General features: G+C 69.7%; 17 protein-coding genes. All 17 read left to right on the top strand.

The window, feature by feature from the left end; genetic code table 11:
- The first annotated feature begins 14 nt into the window (after positions 1-14).
- Positions 15-1,418 carry a stage III sporulation protein AE gene (spoIIIAE, locus tag SA87_RS12335; RefSeq protein WP_082910562.1) on the top strand — a complete coding sequence of 468 codons (1,404 nt, stop codon included), beginning with the start codon at positions 15-17 and terminating at the stop codon, positions 1,416-1,418.
- 212 nt (positions 1,419-1,630) lie between these two features.
- Positions 1,631-2,290 (top strand): stage III sporulation protein AF, encoded by a 660-nt coding sequence (gene spoIIIAF, locus SA87_RS12330; protein WP_082910561.1) that lies wholly within the window; start codon positions 1,631-1,633, stop codon positions 2,288-2,290.
- Between the two features lie 45 nt (positions 2,291-2,335).
- Positions 2,336-2,890: a stage III sporulation protein AG gene (gene spoIIIAG, locus SA87_RS12325; RefSeq protein WP_066203833.1), complete on the top strand. Its 555-nt coding sequence runs from the start codon at positions 2,336-2,338 to the stop codon at positions 2,888-2,890.
- Positions 2,891-2,945: 55 nt separating this feature from the next.
- A complete protein-coding gene (locus SA87_RS12320; protein WP_066203830.1) occupies positions 2,946-3,635 on the top strand; it encodes a SpoIIIAH-like family protein in 690 nt (229 codons plus the stop codon).
- A 181-nt stretch (positions 3,636-3,816) separates the two neighbouring features.
- Positions 3,817-4,347, top strand: coding sequence for an acetyl-CoA carboxylase biotin carboxyl carrier protein (gene accB / locus SA87_RS12315; RefSeq protein WP_066203826.1), 531 nt, complete (start codon positions 3,817-3,819; stop codon positions 4,345-4,347).
- 19 nt (positions 4,348-4,366) lie between these two features.
- Positions 4,367-5,728 (top strand): acetyl-CoA carboxylase biotin carboxylase subunit, encoded by a 1,362-nt coding sequence (accC, locus tag SA87_RS12310; protein WP_066203824.1) that lies wholly within the window; start codon positions 4,367-4,369, stop codon positions 5,726-5,728.
- A 100-nt stretch (positions 5,729-5,828) separates the two neighbouring features.
- Positions 5,829-6,386: an alkaline shock response membrane anchor protein AmaP gene (gene amaP, locus SA87_RS12305; RefSeq protein WP_169793303.1), complete on the top strand. Its 558-nt coding sequence runs from the start codon at positions 5,829-5,831 to the stop codon at positions 6,384-6,386.
- Between the two features lie 15 nt (positions 6,387-6,401).
- Complete coding sequence (locus SA87_RS12300; protein ID WP_066203819.1) at positions 6,402-6,647, top strand: DUF2273 domain-containing protein; 246 nt, start codon at positions 6,402-6,404, stop codon at positions 6,645-6,647.
- Positions 6,648-6,718: 71 nt separating this feature from the next.
- Positions 6,719-7,207 carry a transcription antitermination factor NusB gene (gene nusB, locus SA87_RS12295; protein ID WP_082718314.1) on the top strand — a complete coding sequence of 163 codons (489 nt, stop codon included), beginning with the start codon at positions 6,719-6,721 and terminating at the stop codon, positions 7,205-7,207.
- Between the two features lie 13 nt (positions 7,208-7,220).
- Positions 7,221-8,249: a Kae1-like domain-containing protein gene (locus SA87_RS12290; RefSeq protein WP_066203811.1), complete on the top strand. Its 1,029-nt coding sequence runs from the start codon at positions 7,221-7,223 to the stop codon at positions 8,247-8,249.
- 31 nt (positions 8,250-8,280) lie between these two features.
- Positions 8,281-9,153 carry a bifunctional 5,10-methylenetetrahydrofolate dehydrogenase/5,10-methenyltetrahydrofolate cyclohydrolase gene (locus SA87_RS12285; RefSeq protein ID WP_066203808.1) on the top strand — a complete coding sequence of 291 codons (873 nt, stop codon included), beginning with the start codon at positions 8,281-8,283 and terminating at the stop codon, positions 9,151-9,153.
- Positions 9,137-10,567, top strand: coding sequence for an exodeoxyribonuclease VII large subunit (gene xseA, locus SA87_RS12280; RefSeq protein ID WP_066203805.1), 1,431 nt, complete (start codon positions 9,137-9,139; stop codon positions 10,565-10,567). The genes SA87_RS12285 and xseA overlap by 17 nt, the downstream gene beginning before the upstream one ends.
- On the top strand, positions 10,516-10,857 hold the full coding sequence (gene xseB, locus SA87_RS12275) for an exodeoxyribonuclease VII small subunit (RefSeq protein WP_322787500.1): 342 nt from the start codon (positions 10,516-10,518) through the stop codon (positions 10,855-10,857). Before xseA ends, xseB begins: the two co-directional genes overlap by 52 nt.
- Positions 10,854-11,795 carry a polyprenyl synthetase family protein gene (locus tag SA87_RS12270; protein WP_066203802.1) on the top strand — a complete coding sequence of 314 codons (942 nt, stop codon included), beginning with the start codon at positions 10,854-10,856 and terminating at the stop codon, positions 11,793-11,795. Before xseB ends, SA87_RS12270 begins: the two co-directional genes overlap by 4 nt.
- 31 nt (positions 11,796-11,826) lie before the next feature.
- Entirely contained in the window at positions 11,827-13,740 is a 1,914-nt protein-coding gene (dxs, locus tag SA87_RS12265) for a 1-deoxy-D-xylulose-5-phosphate synthase (protein ID WP_156423558.1), read from the top strand.
- Positions 13,737-14,624, top strand: a complete 888-nt coding sequence (locus SA87_RS12260; RefSeq protein ID WP_066203796.1) for a TlyA family RNA methyltransferase — start codon at positions 13,737-13,739, stop codon at positions 14,622-14,624. The genes dxs and SA87_RS12260 overlap by 4 nt, the downstream gene beginning before the upstream one ends.
- 19 nt (positions 14,625-14,643) lie before the next feature.
- The gene (argR, locus tag SA87_RS12255) at positions 14,644-15,087 is read left to right on the top strand and encodes an arginine repressor (RefSeq protein ID WP_409359827.1); all 444 of its coding nucleotides are present in this window, start codon (positions 14,644-14,646) and stop codon (positions 15,085-15,087) included.
- Positions 15,088-15,249 lie beyond the last annotated feature (162 nt).

Raw genomic sequence — 15,249 nt, 5'->3', positions numbered from 1 at the left:
GAGGAGGCGGCGCGGTGCGAAGCGAGGAAGGCGCGTTTCAACGCTTTCGCCGGTGGCGGAACCGGGTCGTCCGATGGGCGATCGGCGCGGCGGTGTTCTGGTTGCTCTGGGGGGGCGGGCCGAAAGCGGCCGAACCGGAGGGCCATACGCCGCCTACGTCGGCGCGGGCGGCGGCCGCGGGAATCGTCGGCGAGGGGCGGGCGGCCGGGTCGGCGGAGCCGGACATCGTCGTCGGGGGGCCGGCGTCCGGTCCGGCGGGGCCGGACGTCGGCTTCGAGGGGCTGGCGCCGGGGCCGGGGGACGGGCGCTCCGGGGCGGCGGCGCTCCTCGACCGGGCGGTGGAGCTGGAACTTCGGGCGCTCGATCTGTCGGAGATCGAACAGGCGTATCGCCGGTCGCTCGAGGCGTATCGGGCCTATCTGCCGCCGGAGGTGCCGGGGGAGGTGCGGGGGCTCTTTCGGGAGGCGCTTCAGGGGCTCCCGTGGTCGGAAGCGGCCCGGGGGGTCTTCCGCTACGCCGTCGGGGAACTCGTCGCCCTCGGGGGGCTGATTTCGACCCTTCTCCTGCTCACCGTCTTCAGCACGGTGCTGGAGCACATCCAGGGGGCCTTTGAACACCGGGCCGTAAGCCGCGTGGCGCAGTACGTAACGTTTCTCATTTTAAGCGCCCTCGTCCTCGACAGCTTTCGCCTGGCGACGGAAAGCGCCCACCGGGCGATCCAGGGGATGGAAGGGGTGATGGTGGCGCTTCTCCCGGTGCTCCTCTCGCTGCTCGCGGCGACCGGCGGGGGGCTCTCGTCGGGCCTGTTTCACCCGCTCGTCTTGTTTTTCGTCCACACGAGCGCGGTGGTGATCGATCAGGTCGTCTTTCCGCTCTTTTTCTTCTCGGCGGTGCTGGCGCTTGTGAGTTTGTTTTCGGAGCAGTATGCGGTGACGAACCTGGGGCGGCTTTTGAACCGGCTGGCGATCACGGCCTTAAGCGTCTTTTTTACGGTTTTCCTCGGCGTGCTGTCGGTCCAGGGGACGGCGGCGGCGGTCGCCGACGGGGTCGCGCTCCGGACGGCGAAGTACGTCGTCTCGAGCACGGTGCCGGTGTTCGGCCGAATGTTTTCCGACGCGACGGAGACGGTGATGGGGGCGGCGATGCTCCTCAAAAATGCCGTCGGTCTCGTCGGGGTGTTTCTCTTGTTTCTTGCGGCGGCGTATCCGGCGGCGAAGGTGTTCGTGATCGCGTTGGTGTACCAGTTTTCGGCGGCGGTGCTGCAGCCGCTGGAAAACGGGCCGGTCGTCCGGGCGCTCGAGTCGATCGGCGGGGCGCTCATGTTCATGTTTGCGGTGCTCACCGCCCTCGGGATGATGTTTTTTTTATCCCTTGTCGTCATTCTCGTGGCGGCCAATGCGTCCTTGTTCGCCCGCTAGGGACGGATCGTCGGCGGCCGGCCGGCGGTCGGAGGGGGCCGGGTCGCCCGCCGGGCCGGGGGCTGCGTGGCGGGCCGTCTCCCGGGGCGGGAAGATTCGGTCGGGTCGTTTGCCGGCCCGGAAGGGTCACGGTCGGGCCGCCCGTCGGGGCGGGAAGGTCGCGGTCGGGTCGCTGGCCGGGCCGGGGAGGTCGCGGCGTCGGAGGGGGAACGATGCGATTTTTGTCCGACTGGATCCGGGAACTCATCTTCGTCGTGCTGATGGCGACGGTCGTCGATCTCGTGCTTCCGAGCGGGCAGATGCGCCGCTACGTCCGTTTTGTGCTGGGGCTTTTCGTTCTCGTGGCGCTCGTCGGTCCGGTGTTTTCGCGCTTCGGCGTTCGGGAGCTTGATGAGCGGGCGATTTGGGAGCGCATGGCGCGGGCCGGGAGCGATCCGTTCGGGGCGACGGCCCGGCAGGCGCTCGCGCGCCAGACGGCCAGGCTGGCGGAAGCCGGCGTCGAGGCCCGGGCGGCGGTCGCCCGGGAGCTTCTCGAGCGGGAGATGGCGGCCGGGCTTTCGGCGGCCGTCGGCCGGCCGGCGGAGGTGCGGGTCCACCTCGGGAGGGACGGCCCGGCGCCGGAGGTCCGGACGGTCGAGGTCTATTTCCGGGGACAGGGTCATAAAACGGATAGCAAAGTCCCGGCGGACGACCCGGCACAGGACGCCGGGACGGTGGAGGCGATCCGGGTGGAGCTCGGCGCCTTTCCGTCCGCCGGCTCCGCAGGCCGTCGGGCGCCGGTGGAGCGGCGGGAACTGGAGGCGGAGGTGCTCCGTTTTTTCCGGGAGCGCTACGGACTTCCCGCCGCGGCGATCCGGATCGTCGGGCCGTAGCCGGCCGCCTGCCGGGATGAGGCCGCGGAGAAGGGAGGAAGGGGGGTGGACGGTTGGACGAAAGCCCGCACACCCCTTCTTTTGGCCGTCGCGCTCCTGGCCGCGTCTCTTTTCGCGGGCGGGATCCGGGGGCGGGAGGGGCCGCCGCCGGCTCCGGCAAAGGAGGCCGCGGCGCCGGCGACCGAAGAGACGATGGCGGCGTATGAAGCGCGGTATGCGGCGATGCTGACGGAGGTGCTCGAGCAGGTGCTCGGCGTCGGTCGGGTGACGGTGATGGTGAACCTCGATTCGACGGAGGAGCGGGTGTACGAAAAAAACACCCGCACGAGCCGGCAGGAGACGGTGGAGTCTGACGGGCAGGGAGGACGCCGGACGATCGGCGACGCGACGGTCGACGAAGAGGTCGTCCGCCTCGCGCAGGGCGGCGGAGAGGCGCCGGTGGTGGTGAAGACGCTGAAGCCCCGCGTCCGGGGCGTCGTCGTCGTGGCGGAGGGGGCGGAAAGCGGCGCGGTGCGGGCCTGGATCACCGACGTCGTGAGCCGCGCCCTCGATGTGCCGCCGCACCGGGTGGCGGTTGTGCCGAAAAAGGCCGTGCGTTAAAGGAGGCGCGCCGCATGGGGGCGCGGGACGCTTAAGGAACCGGGGAGGGAAGCGGATGTCGACCAAGCGGCAGACGTTTTGGCTGATGACGATGCTGACGCTGCTCATCGTCCTCTCGGTGTATTACCTGTTCTACATGGACGACGGAACGGCGCCGGCGGATTCGTCCCGATATGCGGTGGACGATCCGGGCGCCGGATCCGGCCGGCCGGGAACGGAAAACGCGCCGGCCGATGCGGCCTCGAAGGCGAAGACAACGTCGCCGACCGATCGGGCTTCGGGCGCCGCCCCATCGCCGGCCGATGCCGCCCTCAACACGGCGGCGGATGACCGCGCTCCGGTCGCCGGAGGGGCCCCGGCGGAGGGATCCGCGGCGCCGAAGACGACGGCGGTGCCGGTGGAGGACGATTATTTTGCCACGGCCCGGCTGGAGCGGGACCAGGCCCGGGCGCGGGAGATGGAGCGGTATTTCGAGCAGCTCGGCAAGGGGGACGAGGCGGCGGCCAAGGAGGCGAGCGCCCGGCTGGATCGTCTGGAGGAACTGGAGTCGAAGGAGCAGCTGGTGGAGTCGCTCATCCGGGCCAAAGGTTACGCCGATGCGGTCGTCATGGCTGACGACAACCGGGTCAACGTCGTCGTCCGCTCGCCGGGGCTTAAGCCCGACGACGTCGTGTCGATCATCCAGCTGGTGACGACCAACATGGGGGTGCGGGGAACGGATGTGACCGTGAGCGCCCGGCCGTAACCGCCGTCCGAGGAAGCGCGGGGCTGGCCGGCGTCGCCGGGGAGGGGGACGGGTCGACGAAGCCGGCCCGAAGCCGCCGACCGTATGCGGCGGCGGCTTTTTTATGGACCGCGGTTCCTTTCGGACGGTTATGCTATAATGGGCACGAGCGGCCGGGAGAGTAAGGAGGCATCGGACGTCGATGTTTTCGTTCAAGGAAATCCGCGAACTCATCCGCCTGATCGATCAAAGCGGCGTGACGCACCTGGAGTGGGAAAAAGAAGGAGAACGGCTCGTCATCAAAAAAGAGACGCCGCCCGGCCTTACCGCCGGACGGGAGGAATTTCATTTCGCCGCGCCGGCGGCGGGACCGTCCGGGTTTGCGGGAGCGCCTCCGGAGCGAAAGGCGCCGGAAGGCGGTGCGCCGGCCGGCGGCGAGGCGCAGGCGGGCGGTCCGGGCCCGGGGGCGAGCGCAGAGGAAGAAGCGGAAATACATATCATTACCGCCCCGATGGTCGGGACGTTTTACGAAGCGCCGTCTCCCGGGGCGCCGCCGTTCGTCAAAGTCGGCGATCGGGTGGAGCCGGGGACGGTCGTCTGCATCATCGAGGCGATGAAGCTGTTTAACGAGATCGAGGCGGAAGTGAGCGGCACCATCGTCGAGGTGCTGGTCCAAAACGGCACGCTCGTCGAATACGGTCAGCCGCTCTTTAAGGTGCGGCTGGACGGCTGAGTCACGAGGAGGAGGCGCGATGTTTCGGAAGCTCGTCGTCGCCAACCGCGGCGAGATCGCCGTCCGAATCATTCGGGCGGCGAAGGAACTCGGCATCCGGACGGTGGCGGTCTTTTCGGAGGCGGACCGGGAGGCGCCGTTCGTCCGGCTCGCGGATGAGGCGTACTGCATCGGTCCGCCGCCGGCCAAAGAAAGCTATCTCAACATGACGCAGATCGTCGCCCTGGCGACGTCCGTCGGCGCCGATGCGGTTCACCCGGGGTACGGCTTTCTCGCGGAGAACGCGCATTTTGCCGAGCTGTGCCGCCACGTCGGGCTCACCTTCGTCGGCCCGAGCCCGGAGGCGATCGCTCGGATGGGCGATAAGATGACGGCGAAAAGGACGGCGGCGGACGCCGGCGTGCCGACGATCCCCGGCTCCGACGGCCTCGTCGAGACGCCGGAGAAGGCGGCGGAGGTCGCGGAGGCGATCGGCTATCCGGTGATCATCAAGGCGACCGCCGGCGGCGGCGGCAAAGGGATGCGGGTGGCGGAGAACCGGGAAGCGCTGATCCGGCTTTTGCCGACGGCGATGCAGGAGGCGGAAGCGGCCTTCGGGTCGCCGGGGGTGTACCTGGAAAAATACCTGCGCCGACCCCGCCACGTCGAGGTGCAGATCCTCGCCGACCGCTTCGGGAACGTGATCCACCTCGGCGAGCGGGACTGTTCGGTGCAGAGGCGGCATCAGAAGCTGATCGAAGAAGCGCCGTCGCCGGCGGTGAGGCCGGAACTCCGGCAGGCGCTGGGGGAGGCGGCGGTCCGGGTGGCGCAGGCCGTCGATTACGTCGGCGCGGGAACGGTCGAATTTTTGCTCGACGAAGACGGCCGGTTTTACTTTATGGAGATGAACACCCGGATCCAGGTCGAGCATCCGGTGACGGAGATGATCACCGGCATCGATCTGGTTCAGGAGATGATCCGAGTTGCCGCCGGGGAGCCCCTCCGCGTGCGGCAGGAGGACGTCGCCTTCCGGGGGCATGCAATCGAGTGCCGGATCAACGCCGAAGATCCCGACCGGAATTTTATGCCGACGCCGGGGCGGATCGAGCGGCTCTGGCTGCCGGGCGGCTTCGGCGTCCGGGTCGATACGGGGCTCGTCCCCGGGGCGACGGTGTCGCCGTATTACGATTCGATGATCGCGAAGCTCATCGTCTGGGCGCCGACCCGAGAGGAGGCGATCCGGCGGATGCGCCGGGCGCTCGACGAAATGGTCGTCGAGGGTCCCGGCGTGAAGACGACGATCCCGCTCCACCGGGCGCTCATGGACGATCCTCAGTTCGTCGCCGGCGACGTCGACACGCGGTTCCTCGAACGGCGTCTCGCCGCCGTCCAGTCGATTTGACACGTATGTGAGCGCGGGTATAATTTGGGTGAAGCTCGGCCGGCTGGGGCGGGCGGCGGCCCGGCGCCGCGGCCCGGGAGCCGAAGAAGGGGGAAGCGACGTGTCCGGAGTCGATTACTGGCTCCTCAGGCTGTTTGCGCTCATCGGATTGGTCGTCTCCGCGGCCCTCATCGTTCCGGCGCTCGGCCTTCTGGAGACGCAGGTATACGATGCGCTGGCCTTTTTGTACCAGTCGCTGCCGTCCAAGATCGCGCTTCTGGTCGTCGCCCTCGCCCTCCTTCTTCTCAGCCTGCGCTTTCTCGTCGTCCGGCGGCGGCCGCGGCAGGAGACGGCCCTGGCCGGCCGGAACGCCTACGGCGAGACGCGGATCGCGCTGTCGACGTTTGAGCATCTCGCCGCCAAGGCGGCGCAGAAGATCCCGGGCGCCCACGACGTCGCCGTTCGCTTTGAGCCCTCGGAGATCGACGGATATCAATTTTTTATCAAAATCGGCGTCGACGGGGAGGCGCCGATCCCCGAGCTGATCGAACGGGTGCAGGCGGAGGTCAAAAGCAAGGTCGAGGCGATCACCGGCGTCGAGATCAGCAAGGTGTCGGTTTTCGTCCACGAGGTCGAGCGGCCGGAGGCGCCGAAGCCGCCCCGGCGCCGGGTGCTGTAAGCGGGAGGGGCGCCGATGTTCGACTGGCAGGCCCATCTGGGAAAGATCCTCGGGACGGCATACGCGCTTCTCGTGAGCGCGGTCTACCTCGCGTTCGGGGCGTGGCGGGCGTTCGTCGTCGCCGTCCTGGTGGCGCTCGGCTTCTGGATCGGCAGCCGCTACGACCGGAAGGATCGCCTGGCGGATTGGATCATGCGTTTTTTGCCGGAGTCATTTTTCACCGAACGGGAGCGGCCGTTTTTTGAACGGGACCGCCGGTGAGGCGCCGGTTCGGGCCCGGGGGGGTCGGGGAACCGACCGGCGGAGCGGGAGGAAAGGAGATCCCGGCGCGGATGCAGAGGCGAACGGCGCGGGAGTTGGCTTTAAAAGCGCTGTATCAGATCGATCTGGCCGGCGCGACGCCGGAGGCCGCGTTCGAGGCGCTCGGGCTCGGGTCCGACGAGGGGGCGTATGCCCGGGCGCTCGTCGCCGGGGTGCTCCGGGAACAGGCGGGGCTCGACCGGCTGATCGTCGATCATCTCGTCGGCTGGCGGCTGGAACGGATCCCGGTGATCGATCGGGCGATCCTCCGGCTCGGCCTGTACGAGCTCCTCTATGTCGACGACGTGCCGCCGAAGGTCGCCCTCGACGAAGCGGTGGAGCTCGCGAAGCGCTACAGCGACGAGCGAGCGCGGGTGTTCATCAACGGTCTTCTGTCCCGGGTGTTCCGGGAGCGCTTCGGCGAGGCCGGCGACGCCGAAGGCGACGCGGCGGCGGGCGGCGAGCCTTCGCGCGCCGAAGAGGCGTCGGAAGACGGCGGGGCGCCGGCAGGCGGCCGATAGCGGAGGGGACGCGGTGTATCTCGGCATCGATACGAGCAACTACCGGACGTCGATCTGCTTGATCGATGCGGACGGGACCGTCCTCCTCGACCGGCGCTGGCTCGTCCCGGTGGCGCCCGGGGCCGTCGGAGCCCGGCAGTCGGAGGCGGTTTTTTTTCATTTGCGGACGCTCGGCCGGGCGGCGGCCGAGATCCGGGCGGCGCTTTCGGGCCGGCGGCTTCGGGCCGTCGCCGCGAGCGCCCGGCCGCGGCCGGTCGAGGGGTCGTACATGCCGGTGTTTGAGGTCGGCCGGGCGTTCGGCCGCTTTCTCGCCGCCGGCGCCGGGGTCCCGTTTTATGAGACGACCCATCAGGAAGGGCATATTGCCGCCTTCGACCGGCTGGAGGCGTCGGGGCCGTTTTGGACGCTTCACTTATCCGGCGGGACGACGGAGCTTTTGGACGTCGCGCCGGTGCCCGGCGGCTACCGGATCGCCGTCCGGGGCGGGACGCGGGATGTGACGGTCGGTCAGCTCATCGACCGCATCGGCGTCCGCCTCGGCTGTCCCTTTCCGGCGGGGCCGTGCCTGGAGGCGCTGGCCCGGCAGGCGGAGGAGAAGGCGGCGCGGGCGATCGCGGTGCCGGTGCGCTCGTCCGACGGGGCGGTGCACCTATCCGGGTCGGAGGCGGCGCTTCTTCGGGCGATCGAGCGGGGGGCGCCGGCGGCGGCGGTCGCCCGGGCGACGGAGGCGGCGGTCGCTCGGGCGATCGAGAAGATCGTCCTCGGCGGGGCGAAAGAGGTCCGGCCGCTCGTGCTCGTCGGCGGCGTCGTCGCCAACGCGTTCATCCGCCGCCGCGTCGAGGAGCGCCTCGGGCGGCGTTTTCCGCTTCGGTTTGCGCCGCCGGAGCTGGCCGGCGACAACGGGTGCGGCGTCGCCTGGATCGCCCGGGCGCGGGAGCGGTTGGGCCATCCGTCGGACGAGCCTCCGGCGGAAGCGCCGCCGGCGGTCGAAGCGCTCGGCGGGCGGCGGAACGGGAAGCATGAACTGACAGACGGAGCTTGATCAGACAGATGAGGACGAAGGAGTCGGTGCGATGGGGGCGCGGACGATCGACGGGCGGACAGTCGCCGAGCGGGTGATGGAGGAGCTTCGGCAAGACGTGGCATCGCTTCGGGCCGGCGGGGTGTGGCCGCATCTTACGGTCGTCCTCGTCGGGGATGATCCGGCGTCGGCGACGTACGTCCGGTCGAAGGCCAAAAAGGCGGAAGCCGTCGGCATGCGCTCGACGGTCGTTCGCCTGCCGGCCGAGGTCGCCGAGGCGGAGCTCGTCGCCCGCGTCCGGGCGCTCAGCGACGATCCGGACGTCGACGGCGTGATCGTTCAGCTGCCGCTTCCGCCGCATATCGATGAGGCGGCGGTCATCGAAGCGATCGACCCGGCCAAAGACGTCGACGGTTTTACGCCGGAAAACGCCGGGCGGCTGTTCCGCGGCGACGCGTCGGGCCTTGTGCCGTGCACGCCGAAGGGGATCGTCGCCCTTCTCGACGCGTACGACATCCCGATCGCCGGGCGGCATGCGGTCGTCGTCGGCCGGAGCAACATCGTCGGTCGGCCGGCGGCGCAGCTTCTTCTGATGCGGGATGCGGCGGTCACGATGCTTCATTCCCGGAGCGGACCGATCGGGCGGTTCACCCGGGAAGCGGACATCGTCGTCGTCGCCGTGGGGAAGAAGCATTTCTTCGGGCCGGAGTTCGTCAAGCCCGGGGCGGTGGTGATCGACGTCGGCATCCACCGGGACGAGGCCGGCCACCTCGTCGGCGACGTTCACCCGGCGGTGGCGGAAGTCGCGGAGTGGCTTACGCCGGTTCCGGGGGGCGTCGGGCCGATGACGGTGGCGATGCTCCTCAAGAATACCGTTTTGGCGGCCCGACGCCGGCGGGGGTGGCGGGATGTGGCCGGTGCATGAGCCCGACCTCGGCCGGTCGGCGGAAGGGGCGCTCACGGTGACGGCCTTAAATCGCCTGGTGAAGGCGCATCTTGCCCGGGAGGCGATGTTCCGGGACGTCTGGGTCCGAGGGGAGATTTCGAACTTCAAGCATCATCCCCGGGGCCACATGTATTTTTCGCTGAAGGATGAGACGTCCCGGCTTCAGGCGGTCATGTTTGCCAGCGCGAACCGCGCCCTCCGTTTCCGGCCGGAGGACGGGCTTCGGGTCATCGCCCGGGGCGATGTCGACGTCTTCGAGCGGGACGGCGTCTATCAGCTGTACGTCAAGGAGATGCAGCCGGACGGGATCGGAAACCTGTACCTCGCCTTCGAGCAGCTCAAGGAAAAGCTCCGGCGGGAAGGGCTTTTCGACCGGAAACGGCCGATTCCCCGCTTTCCGGAGCGGGTTGCCGTCATCACGTCGACGAGCGGCGCGGCGATCCGGGACATTCTGACGACGCTCGGCCGCCGCTTCCCCGCGGCGAACGTCGTCATCATCCCGGCGCAGGTGCAGGGCCTCGAGGCGCCGGCGTCGCTCGTGGCGGCCTTGGACCGGCTTCGGGCGCTCGTCCCGCCGCCGGATGTGGCGATCGTCGCTCGGGGAGGCGGATCGATCGAGGAGCTCTGGGCGTTTAACGACGAGGCGGTCGCCCGGGCGATCTTCGCCTCACCGGTGCCGATCATAAGCGGCGTCGGCCATGAGACGGACACGACGATCGCCGATTTCGTCGCCGATCTTCGGGCGCCGACGCCGACCGGTGCCGCCGAGCGGGCGGTGCCGGATCGGCGAGAGCTCAGAAAGCTCCTTGCGGAACTGCGCCGACGGATGGAAGGGCGCCTCGTCGACCGGGTCCGTCGGGGCCGGGAGCGGCTTCAGGCGGTCCTCGACCGGGCGATCTGGCAGGCGCCGGAGCGGCTGATCCGCCCCCATGAGGAACGGCTGGACCGGGCGACGGAACGCCTCGTGGGGGCGATGGAGCGGACGCTCGAACGGCGCCGGGCCCGCCTCGAGGCCGTGCGCGGTCGCCTCGGCGATGTCCGGCGGCTGGAGGCCGAGGTCGTCCGGGCCAGGCGGCGGTTCGACGAGGTCCGCCGGCGGCTTGGACGGGCGATGCTGGAGGCGCTACGTCGGCACCGCATCGTCCTCGCCCAGTGGGCCGCCCGCCTTGAGGCGGCGGGGCCGCTGGCCCCCCTGCGCCGGGGTTATGCCCTCGTCGAGGGCCCGGACGGGCGGCTGGTGAAACGGGCGGCGTCCCTCGCGCCGGGGGAGGGGCTCCGCCTTCGTTTTGAAGACGGCGTGGCGATCGTGACGGTTTGGGACATCCGGGAGGAGGCGTGGTCGTGGGAGACGAGATCCGAGCGGAGGCCGGCGGACGGGCGCCGGAAGGGCTGAGGTCGGAAAACGGGGATCCGGGCGCCGGGCGGCCGGCGGAGGGGCTTTCGCCGGAAGAGATTCAGGCGCTCGGCTTTGAAGCGGCCCTGGAACGACTGGAAGACGTCGTCCGCCGCCTCGAGTCCGGCGATGTGCCGCTGGAGGTGGCGATCGACCTGTACCGGGAAGGGGTGCTCCTTGCCCGCCGGTGCGACGAGCTCCTCACCGCCGTCGAGCAGAAGGTGACGGTGCTCCTGGAAGAGGCGCCGGGGCTCTGGGTGGAGCGGCCCTTTGGAGGCGCCGAACGATGACGCCCGAAGGAGCGGGGATCCCGGAGGGGCTTCCGGAGGAACGGACGCCGGACGCGTTCTGGGCCAGACAGCGGCCGCGCCTTGAGGCGTTCGAGGCGGCCCTTTCGGACTATCTTCCGCCGGAGGCGCCGGAGGCGCTCCGGGAGGCGATGGCGTATTCGCTTCTCGGCGGCGGCAAGCGCCTCCGGCCGGCGCTCGTGTTTGCGACGCTGGAAAGCCTCGGCACGCCGCATCAAAAAGGGTTTCCCCTGGCGGCGGCGATCGAGATGGTGCACACGTACTCGCTCATCCACGACGATCTTCCGGCGATGGACGACGACGACCTCCGGCGGGGGCGGCCGACGAACCACCGCGTCTTCGGGGAGGCGATGGCCATCCTCGCCGGGGACGGGCTGCAGGCGCTCGCGTTCGGGACGCTCGTCCGGCTGGCGGCGGACGGCGTCCCGCCGGGGGTGGTCGTGCGGCTTGTCGCGGAACTGGCGGAGGCGGCCGGTCCGGTCGGGATGGTCGGCGGCCAGGCGCTCGATCTTGCCTACACCGGTGGGGGGCGCCGGGTCGATCTCGCCGCCCTGGAGGCGATGCACCGGATGAAAACGGGGGCCCTCATCCGCTTTTCGGTCGTCGGGGCGGCGATCCTTGCCGGCGCCGGGGAAAAGACGCTCGCGGCGCTTTCGGCGTACGGCCGGGCGATCGGCTTGGCTTTTCAGGTTCAGGATGATATTTTAGATGTAACCGGCGACGCCGCGGCGCTCGGGAAGACGCCGCATCGGGATGAGGCCCTCGGCAAGGCGACGTACCCGGCCCTTGTCGGCCTGGAGGAAAGCCGTCGCCTTCGGGATCGGCTGATCGGCGAGGCGGCGGAGGCGCTCCGGACGGCGGGGCTGGAACGATCGGAGCTTCGGGCGCTGGCGGAGTTCATCGCCGCCCGGGATCGGTAGTCGCCCGGTCGAACACACGGGAGGGGTCGGCGTGCTCGAGACCATCCGCGACCCGGCGGACCTCCGGGCGCTTTCCATCGACGAACTGGAACGCCTGGCGGCGGAAATCCGGACGTTTCTCATCACGACGCTCGCCCAGACGGGCGGACACCTCGCGCCGAACCTCGGCGTCGTGGAGCTCACGCTGGCGCTTCACCGGGTGTTCCGCTCCCCGGAGGATCGGCTCATCTGGGACATCGGCCACCAGGGCTATGTGCATAAGATCGTCACCGGGCGCCGGGAGCGCTTTCGCACGCTCCGGCAGTACGGCGGGCTGTCGGGTTTTTTGAAGCGGTCGGAGTCCCCGCACGACGTCTGGGAAGCGGGGCACGCGTCGACGTCGCTTTCGGCGGCCCACGGGATGGCCGTCGCCCGGGACCTCCGGGGCGAGCGGCACCACGTCGTCGCCGTCATCGGCGACGGGGCGCTCACCGGCGGCATGGCGTATGAAGCGCTCAACAACCTCGGCCATGAAAAGCGCCGGGTGATCGTCGTCTTAAACGACAACGAGATGAGCATCTCGCCGAACGTCGGGGCGATCCACCACTACCTCACCCGCATCCGGACGGGGGAGCGCTACCGGCGGGCGAAGGGCGAGGTGGAACACCTCCTCCGGCGGATTCCGAAGGTCGGCGACGGCCTCTTTAAGACGGCGGAACGGCTCAAAGAGGCCCTCAAGCAGTTTTTCGTCCCCGGGATGTGGTTTGAGGAGCTCGGGTTTACGTATCTCGGGCCGGTGGACGGCCACGACCTCGCCGCCCTGGAGGCGACGCTGGAACAGGCGAAGAAGGTCGACGGGCCGGTCCTCGTCCATGTGCTGACGAAAAAGGGGAAGGGCTACCCGGCGGCGGAAAACGACGCCGACGCCTACCACGGCACCGGCCCGTACAAGATCGAGACGGGCGAGATGATCAAGGTCGTCGGGCCGCCGAGCTATGCGTCGGTCTTCGCCCGCACCCTGATCCGCCTGGCGGAAGCGGAGCCCCGGCTTTGCGTCATCACGCCGGCGATGATTTCGGGCTCGGGGCTCCGGCCGTTTTTCGAGCGGTTTCCGGAGCGGAGCTTCGACGTCGGCATCGCCGAGCCGCACGCGGTGACGATGGCCGCGGGGCTTGCCGCCGACGGGATGAAGCCGGTCGTCTCGATTTATTCGACGTTTTTGCAGCGGGCGGTGGACCAGGTGATCCACGACGTGGCGCTGCAGAAACTCGGCGTCGTCTTCGCCGTCGACCGGGCGGGCCTCGTCGGCCAGGACGGGGAGACGCACCAGGGGGTGTTCGACATCCCGATCGTTTCGGCGGTGCCCCATGCGGTCATCGCGGCGCCGAAGGACGAAAATGAGCTGCAGCATCTTTTGTACACCGCCGTCGTGACCGACGGGGTGCCGTTTTTCGTCCGCTATCCCCGGGGGCAGGGGGTCGGCGTCGCCCTCGACGACGCCTTCCGCCGCATCCCGATCGGATCGTGGGAGGTGCTGGAGGAGGGCCGGGATCTCGCCCTCCTCGCCGTCGGGCCGAACATGGTCCGGCTGGCCCAGGCGGTGGCCGATCGCCTGATCCGTCAAGGCCTCCGGGCGGCGGTCATCAATGCCCGCTTCGTCAAGCCCCTCGACGAGGCGCTCCTTCGGGAGCTGTTTTCCGGCGTGCCGCTCATCGCGACGCTCGAGGAGTCGGCTTTGATCGGCGGCTTCGGCGAGCGGGTCGTCGCCCGCTACCACGACTGGCTCGAGGAGTCGGAGGCGCGGCCCGGCGTCCGCTTCCTCCGCTTCGGACTTCCGGACCGGTTCATCCCGCACGGGAGCGTCGAAGCGCTGCTTCAGGCGGTCGGCCTCGAGCCGGAGACGGTGGCGGAGCGCATCCGGCGGGCCCTCGCCCGGCCGGTCGGAAAGGCCAGACGGCTTTCGTGACGGAGAAGGCCAAAGAGCGCCTCGACGTCCTCCTCGTGCGGCGGGGCTTTTTTTCCAGCCGGGAGCAGGCCCGCCGGGCGATCATGGCCGGCGAGGTTCTCGTCGGCGACCGGGTGGCGGACAAACCGGGGGAGAAGGTGCCGCCGGAGGCGCCGATTCGCCTGCGGGGGGAGCGGCCGCGATACGTCAGCCGCGGCGGGTTGAAGCTCGAGGCGGCCCTTCGGGCGTTCGGCGTCGACCTTCGGGGCCGGCGGGTGCTCGATGCCGGCGCTTCGACCGGCGGGTTTACCGATTGCGCGCTTCAGCACGGCGCCGCCCAGGTGATCGCCGTCGACGTCGGCTACGGACAGCTCGCCTGGTCGCTCCGGACGGACCCGCGGGTGGTCGTCCTCGAGCGGACGAACGTCCGCCATCTCGCCCTCGATCGGCTTCCCGACGGGGCGCCGGTGGACGTGGTGACGGCCGATCTTTCGTTCATTTCCCTCGCCCTTGTCTTTCCGGCCCTGGCGGCGGTGCTTCGGGAAGGGGGCGATCTCCTCGCCCTCGTCAAGCCGCCCTTTGAGGCGGGGCCGGAACGGGTGGAAAAAGGCGGCCTCGTCCGGGACCCGGCGGTGCACGCCGACGTCCTGGCCGGCGTCGTCCGGGCGGCAGAGGCGAGCGGCCTCTTTCCGAAAGGCGTGATCCCGTCGCCGATCCGGGGCGGCGACGGAAACATCGAGTTTTTGCTCTGGGCGCAAAAAGGAGTGCCCCCGGGCCGCGTCGACGCGCCCGCGATTCGGGCGGCGGTCGAGGCGGCGCACCGGGAGGGGGATGAGCCGCTTTCTCAAAGGACAAAGGGGCCGGCGCCCGGCAGAGGGTCGAAAGGGGATCGCGGTGAAGGGTAAGGAGGCGCGCCTCGTCCGGATCAAGGCGCTCGTCTCGGAACGGGTCATCGAGACGCAGGAAGAGCTCGTCGAACTGTTGCGGCGGGAAGGCTTTCGGGTGACGCAGGCGACCGTCTCGCGGGACATCAAGGCGCTGGGCCTCGTCAAGGTGCCGACGCCGGAGGGGAGGTACCGCTACGCCCTTTCGGGCGCCGACCGAAGGAGCGCGAGCGCCGACAAACTGCGGCGGCTCATGCTGGAGGCGTTTCTGACCGTTGAGCCGGCGGAAAATTTGCTCGTTTTGAAAACGCTCCCGGGGAACGCCAACGCCTTCGGCGCCGTCATCGACGACCTCGGCCATCCGGAGCTCGTCGGGACGGTCTGCGGCGACGACACGTGCCTCCTCGTCTGCCGGAGCGCCGCCGGCGCCCTGGAGGTGCGGCGTTGGCTGCTTTCGTTCGGGGCTCCGGAAATCGGGCGCTGAGGCAGAAGGGCAAAGAACCGGCCATCGGTCGACCTCAGGCCAGCCGCGGGCCTGCCACCGGGAGAGGGACCAGACCGGCGGTCGGCCTCAGGCCAAGTCCTCTCGGGGAGGGGCGTCGGGAACGCCGCCGGGCGACGGAGCGGAAACAAGCCGCCGGCCGAG

The sequence above is a fragment of the Hydrogenibacillus schlegelii genome (assembly GCF_001653195.1).
GTDB lineage: Bacteria > Bacillota > Bacilli > Thermicanales > DSM-22653 > Hydrogenibacillus > Hydrogenibacillus schlegelii.
This window is presented reverse-complemented; position numbering and strand designations above follow the sequence as displayed.